The organism is Comamonas trifloxystrobinivorans, from assembly GCF_043359985.1.
Lineage (GTDB): Bacteria > Pseudomonadota > Gammaproteobacteria > Burkholderiales > Burkholderiaceae_C > Comamonas > Comamonas trifloxystrobinivorans.
Genome location: NZ_JBHZGV010000009.1, coordinates 13,100 through 33,621 on the forward strand (window position 1 = coordinate 13,100; position 20,522 = coordinate 33,621).

General features: G+C 62.1%; 20 protein-coding genes. 13 read left to right on the forward strand and 7 right to left on the reverse strand.

The window, feature by feature from the left end; translation table 11 throughout:
• Positions 1 to 50: 50 nt before the first annotated feature.
• The 4 genes from ACFIQF_RS11865 to gpmA form a co-directional block, all read right to left on the reverse strand.
• Positions 51 to 437, reverse strand: coding sequence for a response regulator (locus tag ACFIQF_RS11865; protein ID WP_393943041.1), 387 nt, complete (start codon positions 435 to 437; stop codon positions 51 to 53).
• A 139-nt stretch (positions 438 to 576) separates the two neighbouring features.
• Positions 577 to 1,326, reverse strand: a complete 750-nt coding sequence (locus ACFIQF_RS11870) for a HesA/MoeB/ThiF family protein (protein WP_393943043.1) — start codon at positions 1,324 to 1,326, stop codon at positions 577 to 579.
• A 73-nt stretch (positions 1,327 to 1,399) separates the two neighbouring features.
• Positions 1,400 to 2,899: a S41 family peptidase gene (locus ACFIQF_RS11875; protein WP_393943044.1), complete on the reverse strand. Its 1,500-nt coding sequence runs from the start codon at positions 2,897 to 2,899 to the stop codon at positions 1,400 to 1,402.
• 247 nt (positions 2,900 to 3,146) lie between these two features.
• On the reverse strand, positions 3,147 to 3,887 hold the full coding sequence (gene gpmA, locus ACFIQF_RS11880; RefSeq protein ID WP_393943046.1) for a 2,3-diphosphoglycerate-dependent phosphoglycerate mutase: 741 nt from the start codon (positions 3,885 to 3,887) through the stop codon (positions 3,147 to 3,149).
• Positions 3,888 to 4,170: 283 nt separating this feature from the next.
• On the opposite strand from gpmA, the gene ACFIQF_RS11885 reads away from it, so the two are divergent.
• The 4 genes from ACFIQF_RS11885 (at position 4,171) to ACFIQF_RS11900 (ending at position 6,673) form a co-directional block, all read left to right on the forward strand.
• Positions 4,171 to 4,578 carry a rhodanese-like domain-containing protein gene (locus tag ACFIQF_RS11885; protein WP_393943048.1) on the forward strand — a complete coding sequence of 136 codons (408 nt, stop codon included), beginning with the start codon at positions 4,171 to 4,173 and terminating at the stop codon, positions 4,576 to 4,578.
• 117 nt (positions 4,579 to 4,695) lie between these two features.
• Complete coding sequence (grxC, locus tag ACFIQF_RS11890) at positions 4,696 to 4,953, forward strand: glutaredoxin 3 (protein WP_393943049.1); 258 nt, start codon at positions 4,696 to 4,698, stop codon at positions 4,951 to 4,953.
• A 126-nt stretch (positions 4,954 to 5,079) separates the two neighbouring features.
• Complete coding sequence (gene secB, locus ACFIQF_RS11895; RefSeq protein WP_393943051.1) at positions 5,080 to 5,538, forward strand: protein-export chaperone SecB; 459 nt, start codon at positions 5,080 to 5,082, stop codon at positions 5,536 to 5,538.
• Positions 5,539 to 5,671: 133 nt separating this feature from the next.
• Positions 5,672 to 6,673: an NAD(P)H-dependent glycerol-3-phosphate dehydrogenase gene (locus ACFIQF_RS11900; protein WP_393943052.1), complete on the forward strand. Its 1,002-nt coding sequence runs from the start codon at positions 5,672 to 5,674 to the stop codon at positions 6,671 to 6,673.
• Between the two features lie 46 nt (positions 6,674 to 6,719).
• On the opposite strand, the gene ACFIQF_RS11905 is transcribed toward ACFIQF_RS11900, so the two are convergent.
• Complete coding sequence (locus ACFIQF_RS11905) at positions 6,720 to 7,610, reverse strand: NAD(P)-dependent oxidoreductase (RefSeq protein ID WP_393943054.1); 891 nt, start codon at positions 7,608 to 7,610, stop codon at positions 6,720 to 6,722.
• 211 nt (positions 7,611 to 7,821) lie between these two features.
• Here ACFIQF_RS11905 and ACFIQF_RS11910 point away from each other — a divergent pair, with 211 nt between their 5' ends.
• Positions 7,822 to 9,222, forward strand: a complete 1,401-nt coding sequence (locus ACFIQF_RS11910; protein WP_393943056.1) for a M20/M25/M40 family metallo-hydrolase — start codon at positions 7,822 to 7,824, stop codon at positions 9,220 to 9,222.
• A 515-nt stretch (positions 9,223 to 9,737) separates the two neighbouring features.
• Here ACFIQF_RS11910 and ACFIQF_RS11915 read toward each other — a convergent pair.
• Entirely contained in the window at positions 9,738 to 9,875 is a 138-nt protein-coding gene (locus ACFIQF_RS11915; RefSeq protein WP_393943058.1) for a hypothetical protein, read from the reverse strand.
• Between the two features lie 247 nt (positions 9,876 to 10,122).
• Entirely contained in the window at positions 10,123 to 11,373 is a 1,251-nt protein-coding gene (gene lysA / locus ACFIQF_RS11920) for a diaminopimelate decarboxylase (protein ID WP_393943060.1), read from the reverse strand.
• A gap of 170 nt (positions 11,374 to 11,543) precedes the next feature.
• Between lysA and ACFIQF_RS11925 the strand changes: the two genes are divergently transcribed.
• From ACFIQF_RS11925 to ACFIQF_RS11960, 8 genes are all read left to right on the forward strand, one after another.
• Entirely contained in the window at positions 11,544 to 12,563 is a 1,020-nt protein-coding gene (locus tag ACFIQF_RS11925) for a LysR family transcriptional regulator (RefSeq protein ID WP_393943061.1), read from the forward strand.
• 199 nt (positions 12,564 to 12,762) lie between these two features.
• On the forward strand, positions 12,763 to 13,476 hold the full coding sequence (locus tag ACFIQF_RS11930; protein WP_393943063.1) for a FadR/GntR family transcriptional regulator: 714 nt from the start codon (positions 12,763 to 12,765) through the stop codon (positions 13,474 to 13,476).
• 80 nt (positions 13,477 to 13,556) lie between these two features.
• Entirely contained in the window at positions 13,557 to 14,549 is a 993-nt protein-coding gene (locus ACFIQF_RS11935; RefSeq protein WP_393943065.1) for a sialic acid TRAP transporter substrate-binding protein SiaP, read from the forward strand.
• Positions 14,550 to 14,707: 158 nt separating this feature from the next.
• The gene (locus ACFIQF_RS11940; protein ID WP_393943067.1) at positions 14,708 to 15,265 is read left to right on the forward strand and encodes a TRAP transporter small permease; all 558 of its coding nucleotides are present in this window, start codon (positions 14,708 to 14,710) and stop codon (positions 15,263 to 15,265) included.
• Between the two features lie 13 nt (positions 15,266 to 15,278).
• A complete protein-coding gene (locus ACFIQF_RS11945) occupies positions 15,279 to 16,673 on the forward strand; it encodes a TRAP transporter large permease (protein WP_393943069.1) in 1,395 nt (464 codons plus the stop codon).
• 39 nt (positions 16,674 to 16,712) lie between these two features.
• Positions 16,713 to 18,239 carry a UxaA family hydrolase gene (locus tag ACFIQF_RS11950; RefSeq protein WP_393943410.1) on the forward strand — a complete coding sequence of 509 codons (1,527 nt, stop codon included), beginning with the start codon at positions 16,713 to 16,715 and terminating at the stop codon, positions 18,237 to 18,239.
• A gap of 41 nt (positions 18,240 to 18,280) precedes the next feature.
• Positions 18,281 to 19,345 carry a malate/lactate/ureidoglycolate dehydrogenase gene (locus tag ACFIQF_RS11955; RefSeq protein ID WP_393943071.1) on the forward strand — a complete coding sequence of 355 codons (1,065 nt, stop codon included), beginning with the start codon at positions 18,281 to 18,283 and terminating at the stop codon, positions 19,343 to 19,345.
• A gap of 86 nt (positions 19,346 to 19,431) precedes the next feature.
• Positions 19,432 to 20,517 carry a purine-nucleoside phosphorylase gene (locus ACFIQF_RS11960; protein WP_393943073.1) on the forward strand — a complete coding sequence of 362 codons (1,086 nt, stop codon included), beginning with the start codon at positions 19,432 to 19,434 and terminating at the stop codon, positions 20,515 to 20,517.
• Positions 20,518 to 20,522 lie beyond the last annotated feature (5 nt).

The following is a 20,522-nucleotide window of genomic DNA, read 5'->3' on the forward strand; positions in this document are numbered from 1 at the left end:
AAAATGCGGTGAAAACCGCATTTTTTTATGGGTCGACAGACAAGCTGCGTTCAGCGAATCGCCATGGCGCGTTCGGCGCAGTAGTCGATCAGTGCGTCGATGTCTTGCGATTTGTCGAATACCTGGTTGGCGCCCAGTTGCGTGCAGCGTTCGCGAATGCTGGGCGTGGCGTAGTTGCTCAGCACCACCAGATGTTGCTCGGGCGCGCGCTTGCGCAGGCGCTCGAGCACACCGAGTCCGCTGCCTTCGAGCAAAAAGATATCGACAATCGCCAGATCCCAGGCCTCGGCATTGTTGGCGAGCCAGGCCGTCGCATTGGTTTCGGTGCTGGCATAGCCCACCGGCTCGATCTCGGCCAGATCTTCCAAGGTGGCGATCAGGTTCTCGCGGATGGTCTTGTTGTCTTCAACCAGATAGGTGCGGAGGCGGCGATGCATAGGCTTGTAACAAATGGCGCGTCAAACTGTAACAATCATAGCAAGCCGGGACCGCTTTAGCATCGGTGGGAAGGGAGCGATCCAGTAGGACAAAGCCCCCAATTCATTCCCGCAGCCGCTTCATGGGTGAGCGGCCGGCTCAAGCGCCATGGCACACCGGGCACTGCGGGTTGGCGCTGATGCGCATGGTGTTCCACTCCATGTGCTTGGCGTCGAGCATCAGCAGGCGGCCGTCGAGCGTGGTGCCGATGTCCGCAATCAGCTTGAGCGCCTCGGCCGCCTGCATGGTGCCGATGATGCCGACCAGCGGCGAGAAGACGCCCATGGTCGAGCAGCTGATTTCTTCGAACTGCTCGTCGGGGGCAAACAAACAGGCATAGCAGGCGCTGCCGTGGCGGCGGCGGTCGAACACGCTGATCTGGCCGTCAAAGCGGATGGCAGCACCGCTGACCAGCGGCTTGCCATGCGCCACGCAGGCCTGGTTGATGGCCTGGCGCGTACGGTAGTTGTCGGTGCAGTCCAGCACCACGGTGGCCTGGGCAATGTACTGGCCCAGGGTGTCGGCGTCGATGCGTTCGGCCACCGTTTGCACTTGCACGCCGGGGTTGATCTCGGCCATGGCGGTGGCGCAGGACGCTACTTTGGGCTGGCCGACACGCGCCGTGGTGTGGGCAATTTGGCGCTGCAGGTTGGTCAGGTCCACATCATCATGGTCGATCAAGGTGATGCTGCCCACCCCGGCCGACGCCAGGTACAGCGCTGCCGGGCTGCCGAGCCCGCCCGCGCCAACGATCACCGCATGCGCGGCCAGCATGGCCTCCTGGCCTTCGATGCTAATTTCATCGAGCAAGATATGCCGCGAATAGCGCAGCAGTTGGTCGTCATTCATAGGAGTGCATTGTCGGCAAAAACAAAGGCCGGAGCAGGGTGTCTGCTTCCGGCCTGGTGTGGGGTGCTGGCGCTTACTTGGGCTGCTTGGGCTCTTCGGCCTTGTTGTCCTTGGCTTCGGGCTTGTCAGCGTCCTTCTTGTCCTCGTCCTTTTTCTCTTCGGGGCGCTCGGTCTTGGTCTTGCTGACCTGAACCGGTTCGCCCTTGAGCTGGTGCAAGGCTTGCTGGAGCTGGAAATCCTTGTCCGAGCCGAACTCGGGCGGGCGGCGCTCCGAAGCGGGCTTTTTGCTCTCTTCGTCAAGGCGCTTCAAGGCTTCTTCGCGGGCTTTTTCGCGGGCGGCGTCCTTCACCTCTGGGCCTTGGCCGCTGGAGAGGTGTTTTTCCAGATCGGCTTCGCGGGTGCGCAGGGCGCCGAACAGATCGCCTTCGGCCGATTCGTCCACCATGATGTCGGGCACGATGCCCTTGGCCTGGATCGACTTGCCGCTAGGCGTGTAGTAGCGCGCCGTGGTCAGCTTGATGCCGGTATCTGGGCCCAGCGGACGCACGGTTTGCACCGAGCCCTTGCCAAAGGTTTGGGCGCCCATGATGGTGGCGCGCTTGTGGTCTTGCAGGGCGCCCGAGACGATCTCAGAAGCCGAGGCAGAGCCTTCGTTGACCAGCACCACCAGCGGCACCTTCTTGACCGCTGCGGGCAGTGCCTTGACCGGATCGACACCACGGCGGGCGTAGAACTCGGGCGATGCGCGGAAAGTGGCCTTGCTCTCGGCCAGCTGGCCGTTGGTGGACACCACCACCACATCGGCCGGCAGGAAGGCGGCAGAAATGGCGACGGCGGCGTCGAGCAGACCACCGGGGTCGTTGCGCAGATCGAGCACCAGGCCCTTCAGGTTCGGGTCTTGCTTGTAGAGCTCGTCGACCTTGCGCACAAAGTCTTCCACCGTGCGTTCCTGGAACTGCGAGACGCGCACCCAGCCGTAACCGGGCTCCACCATCTTGGCTTTGACCGACTGGGTCTTGATCTCGGCGCGGGTGATGGTGACGGGGAAACTGCGGCTTTCGTCCTTGCGCAGGATGGTCAGCGTCACCTTGGTGTTGGGCTGGCCGCGCATGCGCTTGACCGCTTCGTTCAGCGACAGGCCTTTGACGGCGGCGTCGTCGATCTTGGTGATCAGGTCATTGGTTTTGAGGCCGGCCTTGTCAGCGGGCGAGCCCTCGATGGGCGAGACGATGCGGATCAGCCCGTCTTCCTGCGTGATCTCGATGCCGACACCGACGAACTTGCCGCTGGTGCCTTCCTGGAATTCCTTGAAGGACTTCTTGTCGAAGTACTGCGAGTGCGGATCCAAGCCCGAGACCATGCCAGAGATGGCATCGGTGATCAGCTTCTTGTCGTCGGCTGGCTCCACGTAGTCGGTCTTGATCAGGCCAAATACGGCAGACAGTTGCTGAATTTCTTCAAGCGGCATGGGCGACATCACGCCGCGTGCCACGGTCTGCAACGATACGGTGGTCAGCGCGCCAGCCACCACGCCCAGAGAAACCCAGCCGGCAATCTTCAATTTTTGGCCCATACACAAAACTTTCTATAGCGCGCCAATATACACCGAAGCGCTTAGGCGGGGCTTAGAGCGCCGCGCTTTCGCGCCTGTGTGACAAGTCTTTACGTTCGCCCGGCCGCCATGCAGGTGCGGTGCCAAGCAGAAAATATTTGCCGAATTGGCTTTTGACCTTTGCAGGGAAAGCGCTGGCTGCTATCAAAACAATAAAAGCTGCCGCGGGGCCAGCCCGGGCAGCTTTGGCGGCATGGCCGCAACAGGATCAGGCCTTGCCTTGCGAGGCTACCGCGGCAGCGGCCTTGGCAGCGGCTTCGGCGTCACCGAGGTAGTAGTGGCGGATCGGCTTGAGATTGGCGTCCAGCTCATACACCAGCGGAATGCCGTTGGGGATGTTCAGGCCGACGATGTCGCTGTCGGACACGCCGTCCAGGTACTTGATCAGCGCGCGGATCGAGTTGCCGTGCGCAGCAATTACCACACGCTTGCCGCTTTGAATGGTGGGCGCAATGGATTCGTTCCAGAACGGCACCACGCGGGCCACGGTGTCTTTCAGGCACTCGGTCAGTGGCACCTGCTCTTGCGCGCCGGCGTAGCGGCGGTCGCTCTTTTCGCAGCGTGGGTCGTTGGCTTCCAGCGCTGGTGGCGGCACATCGTAGCTGCGGCGCCAGACCAGCACCTGCTCGTCGCCAAACTTCTTGGCGGTTTCGGCCTTGTTCAGGCCTTGCAGCGCGCCGTAGTGGCGCTCGTTGAGCTGCCAGCACTTTTGCACGGGCAGCCAGGTGCGGTCCATCTCATCGAGCGTGAGCCACAGGGTGCGGATGGCGCGCTTCAAGACGCTGGTGTAGGCCACGTCAAAATCAAAGCCATCGGCCTTGAGCAGCTGGCCGGCTTGTTTGGCCTGGGCCACGCCGGTGTCGGTCAGGTCCACATCGGTCCAGCCGGTGAAGCGGTTTTCCAGGTTCCAGGTCGATTCGCCGTGGCGGATCAGTACGAGCTTGTACATGTTGTCCTTCATGCAATAGTCAAAAATCTGGTGGTTTGGCGTGCCAATGGGTTGTTGAATGCTATTTATAAGATAGCAAGTCAATGCGGGGCATGCTGCAAACAATGGCGCCGATTGTAGGACGCGGGGCAAAGTCCACAGGGCTTGCTCTGGCGCGCCTGTCCCGGGCTTGACCTGGCGCAGAACGCTCTTGGCATGCTTTCAAAGGCTTTTGCCGCGCCAAGGCATGGCAGCGCTTTTAGAATGGCCGGCTGTTTGCGACATTTTTAAACAAGGGATTGGTGTGAACTTTTTGATCGACAACTGGTATCTGATCGTGCTGGCGCTGGGCTCGGGAGCTTTGCTGCTGATGCCTGCGATGAAAAGCGTGGGCGGCGGCACGCTCTCGCCCGCCAATGCGGTGGCGCTGATCAACCGCGAAAAAGCCGCGGTGGTAGATGTCTCCGAGCCCGACGAGTTCAGCGCCGGCCACATCGCCAGCGCCAAGAACGTGCCCTTCGCCCAGCTCGAAGCGCAACTGCCCACCACCATCAAGAACAAGGCTTTGCCGCTGATTCTGGTGTGCGCCCATGGCCAGCGTGCGCAGCGCGCCGTGGCGGTGGCCCAGAAACTGGGTTTCACCAACGTGCAAGCCCTGGCAGGCGGCATGAAGGGCTGGCGCGCGGCAGACATGCCCGTGAAAAAGGGCTGATCCAGCGCATTGCCACGGGGCCGGCTTGCTTTTGCCGGGACTGGCCCCATCTGGCTTTTTTGCAACCATTACCAACGCTGCTGCCCCCACTGGCGCAGCAGCCACAGGACACTCCCCATGCAAGCCGTCAAGATGTACACCACCGCTGTCTGCCCCTACTGCATTCGCGCCAAGCAAGTGCTCAAGTCCAAGGGCGTGGAAAACATTGAAGAAATCCGCATCGACGCCGACCCGGCCCAGCGCGACCAGATGATGCAGATCACCGGCCGCCGCACCGTGCCACAGATCTTCATTGGCGACACCCATGTGGGCGGCTGCGACGATCTGATTGCGCTGGATCAGCGCGGCGAGCTGGTGCCGCTGTTGGGCGCCTGAGCTTTTTTGCGCCCCCGCTTGGCCATTGCATAATGGCAGGCTGCATGCGAGGGGACGCACACCGTGCCGTGCTCAGACAGCATTGCACTCTTACCGAACCCTTTTTCAAGCGAAAGACCAAGCACCATGGCGGATCAAGAAAATCCCGTGTTCCAGATTCAACGCGTGTACCTGAAGGACGCGTCGCTGGAGCAGCCCAACTCACCAGCCATCCTGCTGGAGCAAACCCAGCCTAGCGTGGACATCCAGCTGGGTGTGGAAGCCACCCCCGTGGCCGAAGGCATTTTCGAAGTGGCCGTGACCGCCACCGTGCAGACCAAGATCGAAGACCGCACCGTGTTCCTGGTGGAAGCCAAGCAAGCCGGCATCTTCGAGATCCGTGGCATCCCTGAAGACCAGATGGGCGCCGTGATCGGCGTGGCTTGCCCGCAAATCGTCTACCCCTACCTGCGCAGCAACGTGGCCGACATCGTCACCCGCGCCGGCTTCCCGCCCGTGCACCTGGCAGAAATCAACTTCCAAGCCATGTACGAGCAGCAACAAGCCCAAGCCAACGGCGCCGGCGAAGCCGCTACCGTGCAGTAAGCATTGCTCCGGGCTGCAACCGCAGCCCTGGCAAAAGGCCTTGCAAGCAGTTGCAAGGCCTTTGTTGTATCTGGCTATGGTAAAAAACAGCGATGGTGCCGGTAGGTGCCGTTGGCGAGGAGTGGGGTAGGCGATGAAGATTTTGGTGATCGGTGCAGGTGCCTGGGGCACGGCCTTGGCAATGAACGCGGCGGCGCGCCACAGCGTGCAACTGTGGGCGCGTGATGCTGCGCAGGCCGCACAAATGCAGGTGGCGGGCGAGAACACGCGCTACCTGCCCGGCATTGCTTTCCCGCCCGGCTTGCAAGTGGTCAGCGGCGAGTTGCAGCCTCTGCTGGCGCAGGCGCAATTGGTCGTGCTGGGCACGCCGATGGCAGCGCTGCGCAGCGGCCTTTCCATGCTGCGCGATTGCCGAGTGCCCGTGGCTTGGCTCAGCAAAGGCTTTGAGGCTGTACCTGCCGATGCTCCGGCGGGCAGCCACGGTTTGCTGGGTAATGAAGTCTGCGCCCAGGTAGCGCCGCAACTGCATGCGGGCGTGTTGAGCGGCCCCAGCTTTGCGCAAGAAGTAGCGCGCCACCAGCCCACGGCCTTGGTGGCTGCCAGCCAGCATGCCGATGTGCGCGACGCTTTGGTCAGCGCATTCCACGGCAACAACTTGCGCGTCTATGCCAATGACGACATCACCGGTGTCGAAGTAGGCGGCGCCGTGAAAAACGTATTGGCCATTGCCACCGGCCTGTGCGATGGCCTGAACCTGGGCCTCAATGCCCGCGCCGCGCTCGTCACCCGTGGCTTGGCCGAGATGACGCGCCTGGGCGTGGCCCTGGGCGCGCAGCACGACACCTTCATGGGCCTCTCCGGCCTGGGTGATCTGGTGCTGACCGCCACCGGCGACCTGTCGCGCAACCGCAAAATTGGCCTGCTGCTGGCGCAAGGCAAAAGCCTGCAAGAGGCCGTGCAATCACTCGGCCATGTGGCAGAAGGCGTGTACAGCGCCCGCACTGTGCTGCAACGCGCGCAAAAACTGGGCGTGGAAATGCCGATCACCGAAACCGTGGTGGCCCTGCTCGACGGCAGCATGCCGGTGCGCGACGTGGTGAGCGCGCTGATGGGCCGCGAGCCCAAATCCGAATAAGCGCAAGGCGGCTTCTCCGCTGGGCGGTAATACAGCCGCCCGGTGCTCAGCGCTTGGCCAAAAAGCCAATCACCTCAGGCAGCATGGCATCGCCATGGCCCGCATCCACCTCGGCCTTGAGCGTGGCCGATGCGGCGTCTGCCACCTGGCTGGCGGCTTGCGCGTCGTGCGCCATGGTGGCGTAGTACTGCAAATCCTTGGCGGCGTTGGAGACTGAGAAGGCAATGCCCGAGGGGTCGTCGGCCAGGATAAAACTCTTCAAACGCTCCAGCGCCACACCGGCGCCGCCGCCGTTGCCCAGCACATCGGCAAAGGCTTGCATGTCCATGCCTTGCTTGCGTGCGCAGGCCGTGGCTTCGGCCAGCAAAGTCATCTGGCCGACCGAGACGAAATTGTGCAGCAGCTTCATGCGGTGGCCGTTGCCCAGCGCGCCCACATGCGTCACCTTCTCGGTGAAGGTGGCCAGCACTGGCTGCACCTGGGCCAGCACGGCTTTGTCTCCGCCCACCAGCAGGTTCAAAGTGCCGTCGTGCGCGGCTTTCGATGTCTTGGTCATCGGCGCGTCGATGAACTGGCCACCCGCCGCTTGCACCGCTTGCGCCATGCGCACCGTGGAGGCAGGAATGGCGGTAGAGCAATCGATGATGACTGTGCCGGGCTGAATGGCCGAGAGCACGCCGTTTTCGCCGGTCAGCACTGCTTCCACTTGGGGAGAACCGGTCACGCACAAGATGATCACATTGCTGCGGCGTGCCAGCTCGGCCGGCGTCTGCACGGTTTGTGCGCCCAGTTGCAGCAGCTCGGTCAGCGGCTGGTTGCCCGGGTGCTCCAGCAGCACCAGCGCAAAGCCTTTGGCGGCCACATTGCGGGCAATGCCGTGCCCCATCAGGCCCACGCCAATCAGGCCGACGGTGGGACGGTTTGCTTGCTCTGCCATGCGAATCTCCGAATATCTGTATGGAATGCGTACAGCGTAGCGTATCGCTCGTAGGGAGGCGGGCCAGAGCCTGGCGGAGCCAGTCAAATAGGTGACGGCCAGCGGTAGGTTTTGCGGTTGCCGCTACGCAAAATGCAGCGCAGCCGCCAGCGTTTTGCATGCATGGCGCAGGCCGGCCCTGCCAATAACACACAACCTTGAGGAGACTCCCATGGCATTCCGCCACCATGTTCTGGCCGCTGCGGCCTGCGCCTTGCTGGCCACAGGCGCGCAAGCCCAAGTGGGCGCCAAGACGCCCGAGCAAAAGCGCTTCTACACCATCTACAAAGAGCTGGTCGAGATCAACACCACCAACTCGGTGGGCAATAACACCGAGGCAGCGCAGGCCATGCAAAAGCGCCTGGCCGAAGACGGCATCCCGGCCGATGCGATGCAAATCTTCGAACCCTTCCCGAAAAAGGGCAATCTGGTCGTCAAATACAAGGGCAGCGGCGCAGGCAAGCCTTTGCTGCTGATGGCGCACATCGACGTGGTCGAGGCCAAGCGCGAAGACTGGAAGAGCGACCCCTTCAAGCTCAAGGAGGACGACGGCTATTTCACCGCTCGCGGCTCCTCGGACGACAAGGCCATGGCGGCGGCTTTTGTCTCCATCCTCGGCCAGCTCAAGCGCGAAGGCTTTGTGCCCAGCCGCGACATCGTGCTCACCTTGACCGCTGACGAAGAGCAGGGCGATGTGCCCAGCAACGGCGCATTCTGGCTGGTCAACAACCAGCGCCCCTTGATCGATGCGGAATACGGCATCAACGAAGGTGCAGGAGGCCAGCTGGAAAACGGCAAGCCGGTGCTCAACCGCATCCAGGTGGCAGAAAAAATGTATGCCACCTACCAGCTCGAAGCCACCGACAAGGGCGGCCACAGTTCGGTGCCCACCACCACCAACCCGGTCTATGCACTGAGCAGCTCGCTCTCGGCCTTGGGCAACTACCACTTCCCGGTCAAGCTCTCGGACGTGACCAAGACCTACTTCCAGCGCAGCGCCGGCTTTGCCCAGGGCCAGCAATCGGCCGACATGAAAGACGTGGCCACCGGCAACCCATCGCCCGAGGCCGTGCAGCGCCTGTCGGCATCGCCGCTCTACAACGCCACCATGCGCACCACCTGTGTGGCGACCGAGGTGAACGGCGGCCACGCTGCCAACGCCTTGCCGCAAGCAGCGCGCGCCACCATCAACTGCCGCATCCTGCCGCACGACGACCCGGCCGAAGTGGAAGCCCAGCTGCGCAAGCTGACCGAGAACGAGCGCGTCAAGCTCAAGGTCATCAACCAGCCGCTGCGCAGCCCAGCTTCGCCCATGCGCCCCGACGTGATGAAAGCCGTGGAAGGCCTGACCGAGCAAATGTGGCCGGGCGTGCCGGTGGTGCCAGTCATGAGCACAGGCGCGACGGACAGCCGCTTCATGCGCAACGCCGGCATTCCGATGTACGGCGTATCAGGCATCTTCACCGAGCCCAGCGATGCACGCGCCCACGGTTTGGACGAGCGCGTGGCCATTCCGCGCCTGTATGACGGGCGGGAGTTTTTGTACAAGCTGGTGAAGGAATTGTCGAAGTAAGGGGCGGGTGTTTGCCCCTGGTGGGGCAGCGCTTGGGGAGGCGTGGGTGGGCCAGTTTTCTAACTGGCGTTGGTGTATTTTGCTGGCTGCAGCTGGCCGGGTCTCGCCCCGGCAGGCGACCTCGCTTTTTGCCCAGCCAAAAAGGGAGGCGAAAAATCTGCCCCACATCCAGCGTCCCCGAAAGCTTCGCGGAGCGAATCTTTCGGGGCAACCTGCGGCCACAACAAACGTCCCGGGCGGGCAGCCGGCGTGCGGCATAACTCGCTCCGCGCCAGGGCGCTGCGCTCAGACAGATGCCGCAAGTCAGCGCACGAAGTTTGACTGTCCTGCGGCAGACAAACCGCCGGCGTTTGCTGCGTCCGCAGGCGCTGGCTGAAAGGGGTGAGGAGGGACATCCTGAACAGCCAACAGCCAACAGCCTGCGAGAGTTGGCCAGCGGATCGCGATTCTTGTTTAGACCGGCACACAAAAAAGCAGCACCCAATGGTGCTGCAATTCGCGCTTGGAGTGAACGGTTAAAGCAAATGCATGGCGGCTGCAAAAGTCACTGTGCTGGTGACTGCGGCCACCGCGCCATGTACCAGCACCCAGCCAGATTTGAAGCTGGCGCCAAAGGCAAAACCCAGAGTGGCTGCGAAGGTCATTCCGATCATGCGGGGCTCCTGTGGGTGTTGGGTTGCGGTTATTGGCTATTGTAAATATTGATTTAATAAATTGCATCAATATTTCAAAGTTAATTGAAAATTTATTTCAACAGGCCGCGAGTTCGCTTGGGATCCGGCGAAGGCGAGTGCATGGCCCAGACCCCAAACCCGGCAGGCGACAACAAAAACAGCACCCGAGCAGGTGCTGTTTGTTTAGGTGGTGCGGACTTAAAGGCCGCGATCTGTGCTGGCCGGTTTACAAACCCAGCTCCAAAGCCAGCAGCTCTTCCACCGTCTGGCGGCGGCGGATCAGGCGGGCTTTGCCGTTGTCTACCAGCACTTCGGCGGCCAGCGGGCGCGTGTTGTAGTTGCTGGACATGCTGGCGCCGTAGGCACCGGTGTCGTGGATGACGAGCAGGTCGCCCACTTGGGCATCGCCCAGCGCGCGCGGCAGCACCACGCCGCCATCGCCTTGGGTGAAGACGTCGCCCGATTCGCACAGTGGGCCGGCTACGACGGCCTCACGCGCGGGCGGCAGAATGCCGACGCCGCGGCGCTGGATGTGCATGGCGTGGAAGCTGCCGTACATGCTGGGGCGCATCAGTTCGTTAAAGCCCGTGTCGACCAGCACAAAGTGGTTGTTGCCGGCGTTTTTGCTGGCGCGCACGGTGCCCAGCAGCACGCCCGATTCGGCCACCAGGAAGCGGCCCGGCTCCAGCTCCAGCCCCAGGTGGTGGCCGATGACGGCCTCGGCCTGCTTGCGCGCAGCGTCCCACAGGCCAAAGTAGTGCTCGGTGTCGATGGTCGCATCACCGTCTTTGTACGGAATGGACAGGCCGCCGCCGGCCGAGATGGCTTGCAGATCGTGGCCGGCGGCCTTGGTGCGCTCGACCAGTTGCACCATGGCGCCGCAGACTTCCTTCAGGTGCTCGTAATCGACGCCCGAGCCAATGTGCATGTGCAGGCCCACGAGCTTGAGGCCACGCTCGGCAATCACCGCTAGCGCCATCGTCAGATCGCTGTGCCAGATGCCGTGCTTGCTGTGCTCGCCGCCGGTATTGGTCTTGTTGCTGTGGCCGTGGCCAAAGCCGGGGTTGATGCGCAGCCACACCGCGTGGCCGGGCGAGGCCTGGCCAAGCTGGTGCAGCATGTCGATGGAGCCGGCGTTGACGGGCACCTGGTGCTCCACCACGGTGGCCAGCGTGGCCTCGTCCATCACGTCGGCGGTGAAGACGATCTCGGCCGGCTCGCCAAAACCGGGTTTGAAGCCGGCTGCGATGGCGCGCAGGATCTCGCCACGCGATACCGCATCGACCTTCACGCCCTGGCCGCGCATCAGCTCCAGCACATGGATGTTGGAGCATGCTTTTTGCGCGAAACGCACCGTGTCAAATGCCTGCAGCTGGGCAATGCGCTGGCGGATGGTGGCGGCATCGTAGACCCACAGCGGGGTGCCAAATTCGTCGGCCAGTTGCCACAACAGATCGGGAGAGAAAGGGTTGCTCATGCTTGGGTGCTCTTGAAACTTTGGCCGCTGGCGCCGCAAACTGCAGCGCCCATGCCAAAAAACAGCAAAACCGGCGCATGCCATGCACCGTCAATGTTGCGCAGTGTGCCCGGTTGTGGTTATTTGGTCTAATACTTTCTTGTCACCATGTCATTCATAATGGATATGGATTGCCCACCGCCGTTGCCACTGCTACCACCATGCCCAGCCCCAGAAAAAGCACCAAGCCAGCCCAGACCAGCGCCGCCATCAGCGCTACCAGCGCGGGCGAGGCGCCACCGCGCATCCAGCACCGCCATATCGAGGTGTTCCGCGCCATTATGCTGGCCGGCGGGGTCACGGGCGCGGCGGGTTTGCTGTTCACATCGCAACCTACCGTCAGCCGCGAGCTGGCGCGGTTGGAGCAATTGCTGGGCTATGCCTTGTTCGAGCGCGTGCAAGGCCGCTTGCGCCCCAATGCCCGCGCCCTGGCGCTGTGGGATGAAGTGCAGCGCAGCTGGCAAGGCCTGGACCGCGTGATTGAACGCGCCGCCGCGCTGGGCCGCCCGCAGGGCGCGCGCATCAGCGTGCTGGCCATGCCCGCGCTCAGCCACGCCCTGCTGCCCAACGCGCTGGCGCGCATGCAGGCCGCGCAAGGCCCGGTGGCGGTCAGCGTAGCCACGCAAGAAGCCCCGCTGCTGCAAGAATGGATGGCTGCCCAGCGCTACGACCTGGGCCTGACCGAGCGAGGCGAAGCACCGCCAGGTACCCGGTCTGTATTGCTGCCAGCGGTAGATGAAGTAGCCGTGCTGCCCGCCCACCACCCGCTGGCAAGCAAGGCCGTGCTGCAGCCGCAGGATTTTGCGGGCCAGCCCTTTATCAGCCTGGCCGAAGGCGACAGTTTTCGCTCCCATATCGACCGCATCTTTGCCGATGCCGGAGTTGCACGCCAACTGCTGCTGGACACCTACAGCGCCATCGCCGTCTGCGCCATGGTGCAGCAAGGCTTGGGTGTCGCCATCGTCAATCCTCTCACCGCCCGCGCTTGCGCAGGCCCGCAGTTGGTGGTGCGGCCACTGGCGTTTTCCATCCCCTTCCAAGTACAGGTGCTGCTGCCACTGCACCGGCCTGCGGTGGTCGAGGTGGATGGGTTGGTGCAGGCGCTGGAAGATGCGGTGCAGCGGCCCAATACGGATGGTTTTGACAGCTAGATTGCAGCTGCGAACTCGGACGCGATCGCAGCACAACGTGACTGCGTAGAGATCGTAAATACGCTCTTAGGGCGACGCTCCCGCCATCACACAGGGTTTTGCCGGGTGTTGCTGAGAATGATTCAGCAGCATATTGGTAAGGCCGCTTGGCCACTCTTGGTGGCTGACTCTTGCGACCTGCTTATCGCTTTGTGCTCCCATGCCCTTGCAAACCGTGGCGCCCCAGCGCCTGTACCAGCAAATTGCCGAACAGCTGCGCACGCTCATCGCGGCGGGGGAGTTCTTGCCGGGCAGCCGTTTGCCTGCCGAGCGCGACCTGGCCAAACAGCTGGGCGTGAGCCGCCCATCGGTGCGCGAAGCCCTGATTGCGCTGGAAGTGGAAGGCTGGGTGGAGGTGCGCACAGGCTCGGGCGTGTACGTGCTGGATCGCAGTGGCACATTGGCGCGCGACACGCCCATTGCCTTGAGCGAATGGGGCCCGTTGGAGCTGATTCGTGCGCGACGCGTGATCGAAGGCGAGATCGCCGCCATTGCCGCAGCCCAGGCCCGCCGCAAAGACATTAATGCCATGCGTGTGGCGCTGGCGGCCATGGTGCGCGACGCCGATGCGGGCACGGTGCCCATTGATGGCGATCGCGCATTCCATTCGGCCATTGTGCAGTGCACCGGCAACATTGTGCTGATCGAAACGGTGCAAACCTTCTGGGAAGCGCGCAGAGGGCCGCTGTTCGAAAGGCTCGGCAATTATTTTGAAACCGAGGCGACCTGGCGCTCGGCCATCGCAGAACACACCGCCATCGTGGACGCCATTGCTGCGCACGACGCGGAGGGCGCACGCGCCGCGATGCATGCCCATATGGACAAATCCCACACCCGATTCAGCGCGAGCTGGCGCCGCGCGAAAGCGAACTGAGAGGCTGCAAAAAAAACCGCCCACCACAGTGCGAAAACCAGTGTCAGTACCTTTTCAATAACCACGAAGGAGACAAACTCATGAGCAAGCGAAATACTCTTACAAAAATAGCTGCCTGCGCGCTGCTGGCAAGCGCTTTTGGCACATTAGGTATTGCCAATGCCCAGACCAAGCTGAAGTGGGCTCATGTGTACGAAACCTCGGAACCCTTCCATAAATACTCGGTGTGGGCCGCTGAAGAAATTAAGAAACGCACCAACGGCAAGTACGAGATACAGGTGTTCCCGGCGTCCAGCCTGGGCAAAGAGGCCGACATCAACCAGGGGTTGACCTTGGGCACGGTAGACATCATCCTGTCCGGCGCCAGCTTTGCAGGCAACACCTACAAGCCACTGGCTATTACCTACTTCCCCTTCATCTTCCGAGACGCGGAGCACCAACTCGCCTATGCCAAGAGCGACGTCTTCAAAGAGTTGGCCAAAGGCTACGACGACAAGAGCGGAAACCACATCACCGCGCTGAACTACTACGGCGCGCGCCACGTCACATCCAGTGCCGCCAAGCCGGTCAGCAAGCCTGAAGACATGAAGGGCCTGAAGATCCGCGTTCCAGACGCGCCTGCCTACCTGGCCTTCCCCAAATCTCTGGGCGCCAATGCCACTCCGATCGCCTTTGCCGAGGTCTACCTCGCGCTGCAAAGTGGCACCGTGGATGCGCAGGAGAACCCGCTGCCCACGATTGAGGCCAAGAAGTTTTATGAGGTGCAAAAAAACATCTCGCTGACCGGCCACATCATCGACTCGCTGCTGACCATCACCTCCGGCCAGCTTTGGGGCAAGCTCAATGCGGATGAAAAGAAAATCTTCAGCGACGTGATGCAAGAAGCAGCCGAGAAAACCGGCCGTGAAATCATCGCCTCGGAAGCCAGGCTGGTGGACGAGTTCAAGAAGCGGGGCAACAACGTGATCACGGTGGACAAGGCCGCATTCCGCGAAGCCGTGCTCAAGAACACCAAGCCTACGGACCACGGCTACAGGCAGCAAGACTACGACCGGATTCTTGCCATCAAATAGCCTGCGCCCAGGCTGCGCAGACTTCGTTCAGCATCTGCCTGCTCTCTTGCATGGGGCCACATCCGCGGTCTGGCTGAGCCAGTTCTGCGGGGGGCGCGAACAGGCATTGCTGCGCTTGGCTTGGCAGACTTCGCTCTGCCCCACGGAGACAAAAAGCAATGACAGATACAAAAATCGTCGGTGACGATGGGCAGTTTCATGCCGAAGACGAGGTGGTGGACTTGTCGGGCACGACCGCAGAGGCCTGGCTGGCGCTGGGCTTGTTCTGGCTGCTGGGGCTGACGGTGCTCTACCAGTTCGTCACGCGTTACGTGTTCAATGACTCTGCCGCATGGACCGAAGAGATTGCACGCTACCTGTTGGTGGGTGTGGTGTTCGTAGGGGCCGCTATCGGCGTGCGCAAGAACAACCATATCCAGGTGGATTTTTTCTACCGCCACATGCCAGCGGGCATGGCGCGTGCCATAGGTGTTGCGGTGGATGTGCTTCGGACGCTGTTTTTTGCTGCCGCGGTGGTGATGACGGTGCAGATGATGCTCAAGATCGGCAACAGCGCCAACATGACCATCGTCGATCTGCCTATGAACATTGTCTATGGCGTATGCCTGTTGGGCTTTGTGGCCATGCTGGTGCGCTCGGTACAGGTCAGCGTGATCCACTGGCGGCGTGGCTATTGCGTGCTGGAGCGGCCCGAAAGCACGATCAACGATCGCTGAAAGAAGCCTCACCATGTTGAAAATCGCCTTTCTGATTTTGATGTGTGCAGGCATCCCTGTGGCCGTGGCCATGGCGGGCGCTTCGCTGATCTACATCCTCTGGTCGGGCAACCTGCCGCCTTTTGTGGTCATCCATCGCATGGTCAGCGGTGTAGACAGCTTCCCGCTGCTGGCCGTGCCCTTCTTCATCCTGGCTGGCAACCTGATGAACAACGCGGGTATCACCAACCGCATCTACAACTTCGCACTGGCGTTGGTGGGCTGGCTCAAGGGCGGCCTGGGTCATGTGAACATCCTGGGCTCGGTCATCTTTTCGGGGATGAGCGGCACCGCCATTGCCGATGCGGCAGGCCTGGGCACCATCGAGATCAAGGCGATGAAGGAGCATGGCTACAGCACCGAGTTCGCGGTGGGCGTGACCGCTGCGTCGGCCACGCTGGGCCCCATCATCCCGCCCAGTTTGCCCTTCGTGATCTACGCCATGATGGCCAACGTGTCGGTGGGTTCCTTGTTTTTGGCGGGGCTGATGCCTGGCGCTCTCATGACCATCCTCATGATGATGACGGTGGCCTACTACGCCCACAAAAACGGCTGGGGGGCGGACATCAAGTTCGATTGGCTCCGTCTGATCAAGGCGCTGCTGGAGTTGCTGGTGGTGTGCGCCTGGCCCACTTTGCTGTGGTTGACGGTGGACAAGCTCGGCGTGCCCGCGCAGCCAGCCGTGCTGGTGGCGCTGGTCCTCCTGTTCGTCATGGACAAGATTTTCAAGTTCGAGGCGGTGCTGCCCATCATGACGCCCGTGCTGCTGATCGGCGGCATGGCCACAGGCCTCTTCACCGCCACAGAGGGCGCCATTGCCGCCTGCGTGTGGGCCATGGTGCTCGGCCTGTTCTGGTACCGCACGCTGAAGTGGAAAACCTTCCTCAAGGTGTGCATTGAAACAGTGGAGTCCACATCTACGGTGCTCTTCATCGTGGCTGCCGCATCCATTTTCGGATGGATGCTGACCGCTACGGGCGTCACCGCAGACATCGCCACCTGGGTGCTCAACTTCACCAAGGAGCCCTGGATCTTCTTGCTGCTGGCCAATCTGTTGATGCTGTTCGTCGGCTGCTTTTTGGAGACCACCGCTGCCATCACGATCCTGGTGCCCATCTTGCTGCCGATTTCCAACCAGTTGGGCATTGACCCCGTGCACTTTGGCGTGGTGATGGTGCTGAACCTGATGATTGGTGTGCTGCACCCTCCGATGGGCATGGTGCTGTTTGTGCTGGCACGTATTGCCAACCTGAGCATCGAGCGCACCACCATGGCGATTCTGCCGTGGCTGGTGCCTTTGCTCATCAGCCTGCTCATCATCACCTACTGGCCCGCCACCGTGCTGTGGCTGCCCAGCATGATGCGCTGACACTTTCATGGACATGACCACATGGAAACGACATTCATGATGACTCCCTTTATCCGACTCCACCCTGCTGATGACGTAGTGATTGCGCGCGCCCAACTGGTGGGGGGCACCAGCGTAGAAGGCGTAGCTGTACGGGGCCTCATTCCAGCGGGTCACAAGGTGGCGATGCGCGCCATTGCCCCGGGTGCGCCGGTGCGGCGCTACAACCAGATCATTGGCTTTGCTAGCAAAGCCATTGCGCCTGGCGAACACGTGCACACACATAACCTCAACATGGGCCCTGACAAAGGCGACTTTGTTCGCGACTATGCGTTTGGTGCGGACGTGAAACCCGCACCCACCCCGCGCGTGGCCACCTTCATGGGCATCAAGCGTTCGGACGGACGTGTGGCCACGCGCAACTACATCGGCGTGCTGACCAGCGTGAACTGCTCGGCCACGGCAGCACGCGCCATAGCCGACCATTTTTCGCGAAAAACCAACCCGCAGGCGCTGGCCGCATTCCCTCATGTGGACGGCGTCGTTGCACTCACCCACGGCACGGGCTGCGGCATGGACACCGAAGGCATGGGTATGCAAGTGCTGGAGCGCACCCTGACCGGTTACGCCACGCACGCCAATTTTGCGGCTGTGCTGGTGGTGGGGCTGGGCTGTGAGGCCAACCAGATCAATACCTGGCTCAGCTCCGGCCACTTGACCGAGGGGGACAACTTTCGCACCTTCAACATCCAAGACACCGGCGGCACGCGCAAGACTGTGGAAAAAGGCATTGCCCTCATCCATGAGATGCTGCCCCGCGCCAACGATGTGCAGCGCGAACCCTGCAGCGCAGCCCACATTACCGTCGGCCTGCAGTGTGGTGGGTCGGATGGATATTCCGGCATCAGCGCCAACCCGGCACTGGGCGCCGCGGTAGACATTCTCGTGGCCCATGGTGGCACGGCCATCCTGAGTGAAACGCCCGAGGTTTATGGTGCAGAACACCTGTTGACGCGGCGCGCTGTGCGCCAAGAAGTCGGGCAAAAGCTGGTGGATCGCATTCACTGGTGGGAGAACTACACCGCCATCAACGGCGGCGAAATGAACAACAACCCCTCGCCTGGCAACAAGGCGGGCGGGCTCACCACCATTCTGGAAAAATCCCTGGGCGCAGTGGCCAAAGGTGGCACCAGCAACCTGGAGGCCGTGTACGAATATGCCGAGCCCGTGTCCGCGCACGGCCTGGTGTACATGGACACCCCGGGCTATGACCCCGTCAGCGCTACCGGCCAGGTGGCGGGGGGCGCGAACCTGATTTGCTTCACCACGGGGCGGGGTTCGGCCTATGGTTGCGCGCCCACCCCATCGCTCAAACTCGCAACCAACTCGGTGCTGTGGCAGCGCCAAGAAGAGGACATGGACATCAACTGCGGTGAGATTGTGGACGGCAGCGCATCCATCCAAGAGATGGGCCAGCGCATTTTTGAGCTGATGCTGGCTACCGCCTCCGGCGCACACAGCAAGAGCGAACAACACGGCTACGGCCAAAATGAATTTGTGCCCTGGCAAGTGGGCGCAGTGATGTAGCGCAAGCTCCGATCAGCACCGTTGGATTAGACCCTCTATTTATGCCCAAACACATTTTTGCACCGGTTCTTCGTGAGCAAGTCGCTCGCATTCTGATGGCATCCGGCAGCGCACCCGCCGAAGCCGAGCAAGTGGCCGCCAACCTGGTTCTGGCCAACCTGAGTGGCCACGACTCCCACGGCGTAGGCATGCTGCCGCGCTATGTGGACGCGGTGGCAGAAGGCGGCCTCAAGCCCAACGCCGCAGTCACCGTGAACATGGACATCGGCACCATGCTGGCGCTGGACGGCCAATATGGCTACGGCCAGGTGGTTGGTGTACAGGCGATGGAGCTGGCCATTTCGCGGGCCCGGCAACACGGCAGTTGCATCATGACGCTGGCCCACGCGCACCACTTGGGGCGCATCGGCCACTTCGCAGAAATGGCCACCGCCCAAGGGCTGGTGGCACTGCATTTTGTCAATGTGTTGTCGCGCCCGGTAGTCGCGCCATGGGGCGGCGGCGACGGCAGGTTCGGCACCAACCCTTGTTGTATTGGTGTGCCATTGCCGGGAGGCGCGCCCTTCTTGCTCGACTTTGCCACCAGCCGCGTGGCGCAGGGCAAGATGCGGGTTGCCTACAACAAAGGCGAATCGGTGCCAGATGGCTACCTGATCGACGAACACGGCGCACCCACCAACAACCCCGGCGTCGTGGTGGTGCCGCAGCCGGACACGGGCCTGTTTGGCGCGCTGATGACCTTTGGTGAGCACAAGGGCTACGGCATGGCGATGGCCTGTGAGCTGCTGGGCGGCGCCCTGAGCGGCGGCGGCACTTGGCACCGCCCGGCAGACAATGCGCGCACAGTGTTGAACGGCATGCTCACCATCTTGATAGACCCGGCCAAGTTGGGCACCCAGGCCCGCTTTGAGCAAGAGGCCACCGCGTTTGTCGATTGGCTGCGCCAAAGCCCGGCCGGTGCCGGGTTTGACGGTGTACAGATCGCCGGAGAGCCTGAACGAGCAGCCCGTGTGGCACGAGAGCGTGACGGCATTGTGCTGGACGATACAACCTTGGGTGAGATTGTGGCCGCGGGTAAAAAAGTGGGGTTCACGGTAGAGCTGTAACAGGGCGTTGTCGCGGCCGTTTGGCCTCCCATTGGCATAGGGCATGCTGCACAATCTTGCTGATTTTCCCGGACCAAGGATTTGCCATGACAGCCTCTACCCCCGCCGGCCTGCCACTGCGCGGTGCCATGATTGGCATGAGCGCCGCTGCTGCGCTCCTGCTGACTGCTTGCGGCATGGTCAGCACCAACGCAAACGCGCCCAAAGCAGCCAGCGCACCAAACACCGCAAGCGCTGCCGCGCCCATCCAAGTCAAAGTCTTTATTGCCGCCATGTTCGAGATTGGCCAGAACACGGGCGACCGGGCGGGTGAGTTCCAGCACTGGTACGAGCGCTACTTTCTCAACGCTAAACCGATCACCGTGCCCGGCGCGCTGAACCCGGTGTACTGCAACGCAGACGGCGTTTGCGGCAGCGTGCTGGGCATGGGCAAGGTCAACTCATCGGCCTCGATGCAGGCCATCGTGCTCAACCCGCAGTTCAACTTCTCCAAGGCCTACTACGTGATCAGCGGCGTGGCCGGTACGCCGCCTTCGCGTGGCACGATTGGCGACGTCACCTGGGGCAGCTGGCTGGTGGATTACGACCTGGGCCACCGCTGGGCACCCGAAGAAGGCCAGCCGGGCGAGCCCGTCTTCATGCCGCGCAAGGGCTACGAGCAATACCGCCGCTTTCAGCTGAGCCCGGCACTGACCAAGGCGGCCTATGAAATGACGCGCAAAGTGGAGTTGCAAGACAGCGAATCCGCGCAAAGCTACCGCATGCGCTATCCGGATGCGGCGGCCCGCAAAGCGCCCAGCGTGCATGTGGGCACGCACATGACGGGCGACACGTTCTTCCACGGCCCGGGTTTGTCGAAAGAGGCGCAGTACATCGCCAAGCTGTATGGTGCGGACGACTATGTGGCCACCGAGATGGAAGCCGCCGCCATTGCACTGGTGCTCAAGCGCACGCAGGGCACGGAGCGCATATTGAGCCTGCGCGGCTCGGTCAACTTTGACCAGGGCAACCCCAACGAAAGCACGCAGGCCCATCTGGACCCCAAGCCCGGCGAAACCGCAGGCGGCTTTGCCGAAACCGTGGCCAATGTCGCCACCGTGGGTGGCACTTTTGTCGACGCCGTGGTGAAGAACTGGCCGCAGTGGCAAAAGGGCGTGCCAGTGCTGCGCTGATCCGC

Excerpts from the sequence above, each read along its gene's own strand:
- secB (WP_393943051.1), top strand. The coding sequence starts at position 5,080 with ATGGCGGATCAAGAAAATCCCGTGTTCCAGATTCAACGCGTGTACCTG.
- ACFIQF_RS11900 (WP_393943052.1), top strand. The coding sequence starts at position 5,672 with ATGAAGATTTTGGTGATCGGTGCAGGTGCCTGGGGCACGGCCTTGGCA.
- gpmA (WP_393943046.1), bottom strand. The coding sequence starts at position 3,887 with ATGTACAAGCTCGTACTGATCCGCCACGGCGAATCGACCTGGAACCTG.
- ACFIQF_RS11875 (WP_393943044.1), bottom strand. The coding sequence starts at position 2,899 with ATGGGCCAAAAATTGAAGATTGCCGGCTGGGTTTCTCTGGGCGTGGTG.
- ACFIQF_RS11955 (WP_393943071.1), top strand. The coding sequence starts at position 18,281 with ATGCCCAAACACATTTTTGCACCGGTTCTTCGTGAGCAAGTCGCTCGC.
- ACFIQF_RS11950 (WP_393943410.1), top strand. The coding sequence starts at position 16,713 with ATGACTCCCTTTATCCGACTCCACCCTGCTGATGACGTAGTGATTGCG.
- ACFIQF_RS11935 (WP_393943065.1), top strand. The coding sequence starts at position 13,557 with ATGAGCAAGCGAAATACTCTTACAAAAATAGCTGCCTGCGCGCTGCTG.
- ACFIQF_RS11865 (WP_393943041.1), bottom strand. The coding sequence starts at position 437 with ATGCATCGCCGCCTCCGCACCTATCTGGTTGAAGACAACAAGACCATC.
- ACFIQF_RS11910 (WP_393943056.1), top strand. The coding sequence starts at position 7,822 with ATGGCATTCCGCCACCATGTTCTGGCCGCTGCGGCCTGCGCCTTGCTG.
- lysA (WP_393943060.1), bottom strand. The coding sequence starts at position 11,373 with ATGAGCAACCCTTTCTCTCCCGATCTGTTGTGGCAACTGGCCGACGAA.
- ACFIQF_RS11945 (WP_393943069.1), top strand. The coding sequence starts at position 15,279 with ATGTTGAAAATCGCCTTTCTGATTTTGATGTGTGCAGGCATCCCTGTG.
- ACFIQF_RS11905 (WP_393943054.1), bottom strand. The coding sequence starts at position 7,610 with ATGGCAGAGCAAGCAAACCGTCCCACCGTCGGCCTGATTGGCGTGGGC.
- ACFIQF_RS11940 (WP_393943067.1), top strand. The coding sequence starts at position 14,708 with ATGACAGATACAAAAATCGTCGGTGACGATGGGCAGTTTCATGCCGAA.
- ACFIQF_RS11960 (WP_393943073.1), top strand. The coding sequence starts at position 19,432 with ATGACAGCCTCTACCCCCGCCGGCCTGCCACTGCGCGGTGCCATGATT.
- ACFIQF_RS11915 (WP_393943058.1), bottom strand. The coding sequence starts at position 9,875 with ATGATCGGAATGACCTTCGCAGCCACTCTGGGTTTTGCCTTTGGCGCC.
- grxC (WP_393943049.1), top strand. The coding sequence starts at position 4,696 with ATGCAAGCCGTCAAGATGTACACCACCGCTGTCTGCCCCTACTGCATT.
- ACFIQF_RS11930 (WP_393943063.1), top strand. The coding sequence starts at position 12,763 with ATGCCCTTGCAAACCGTGGCGCCCCAGCGCCTGTACCAGCAAATTGCC.
- ACFIQF_RS11870 (WP_393943043.1), bottom strand. The coding sequence starts at position 1,326 with ATGAATGACGACCAACTGCTGCGCTATTCGCGGCATATCTTGCTCGAT.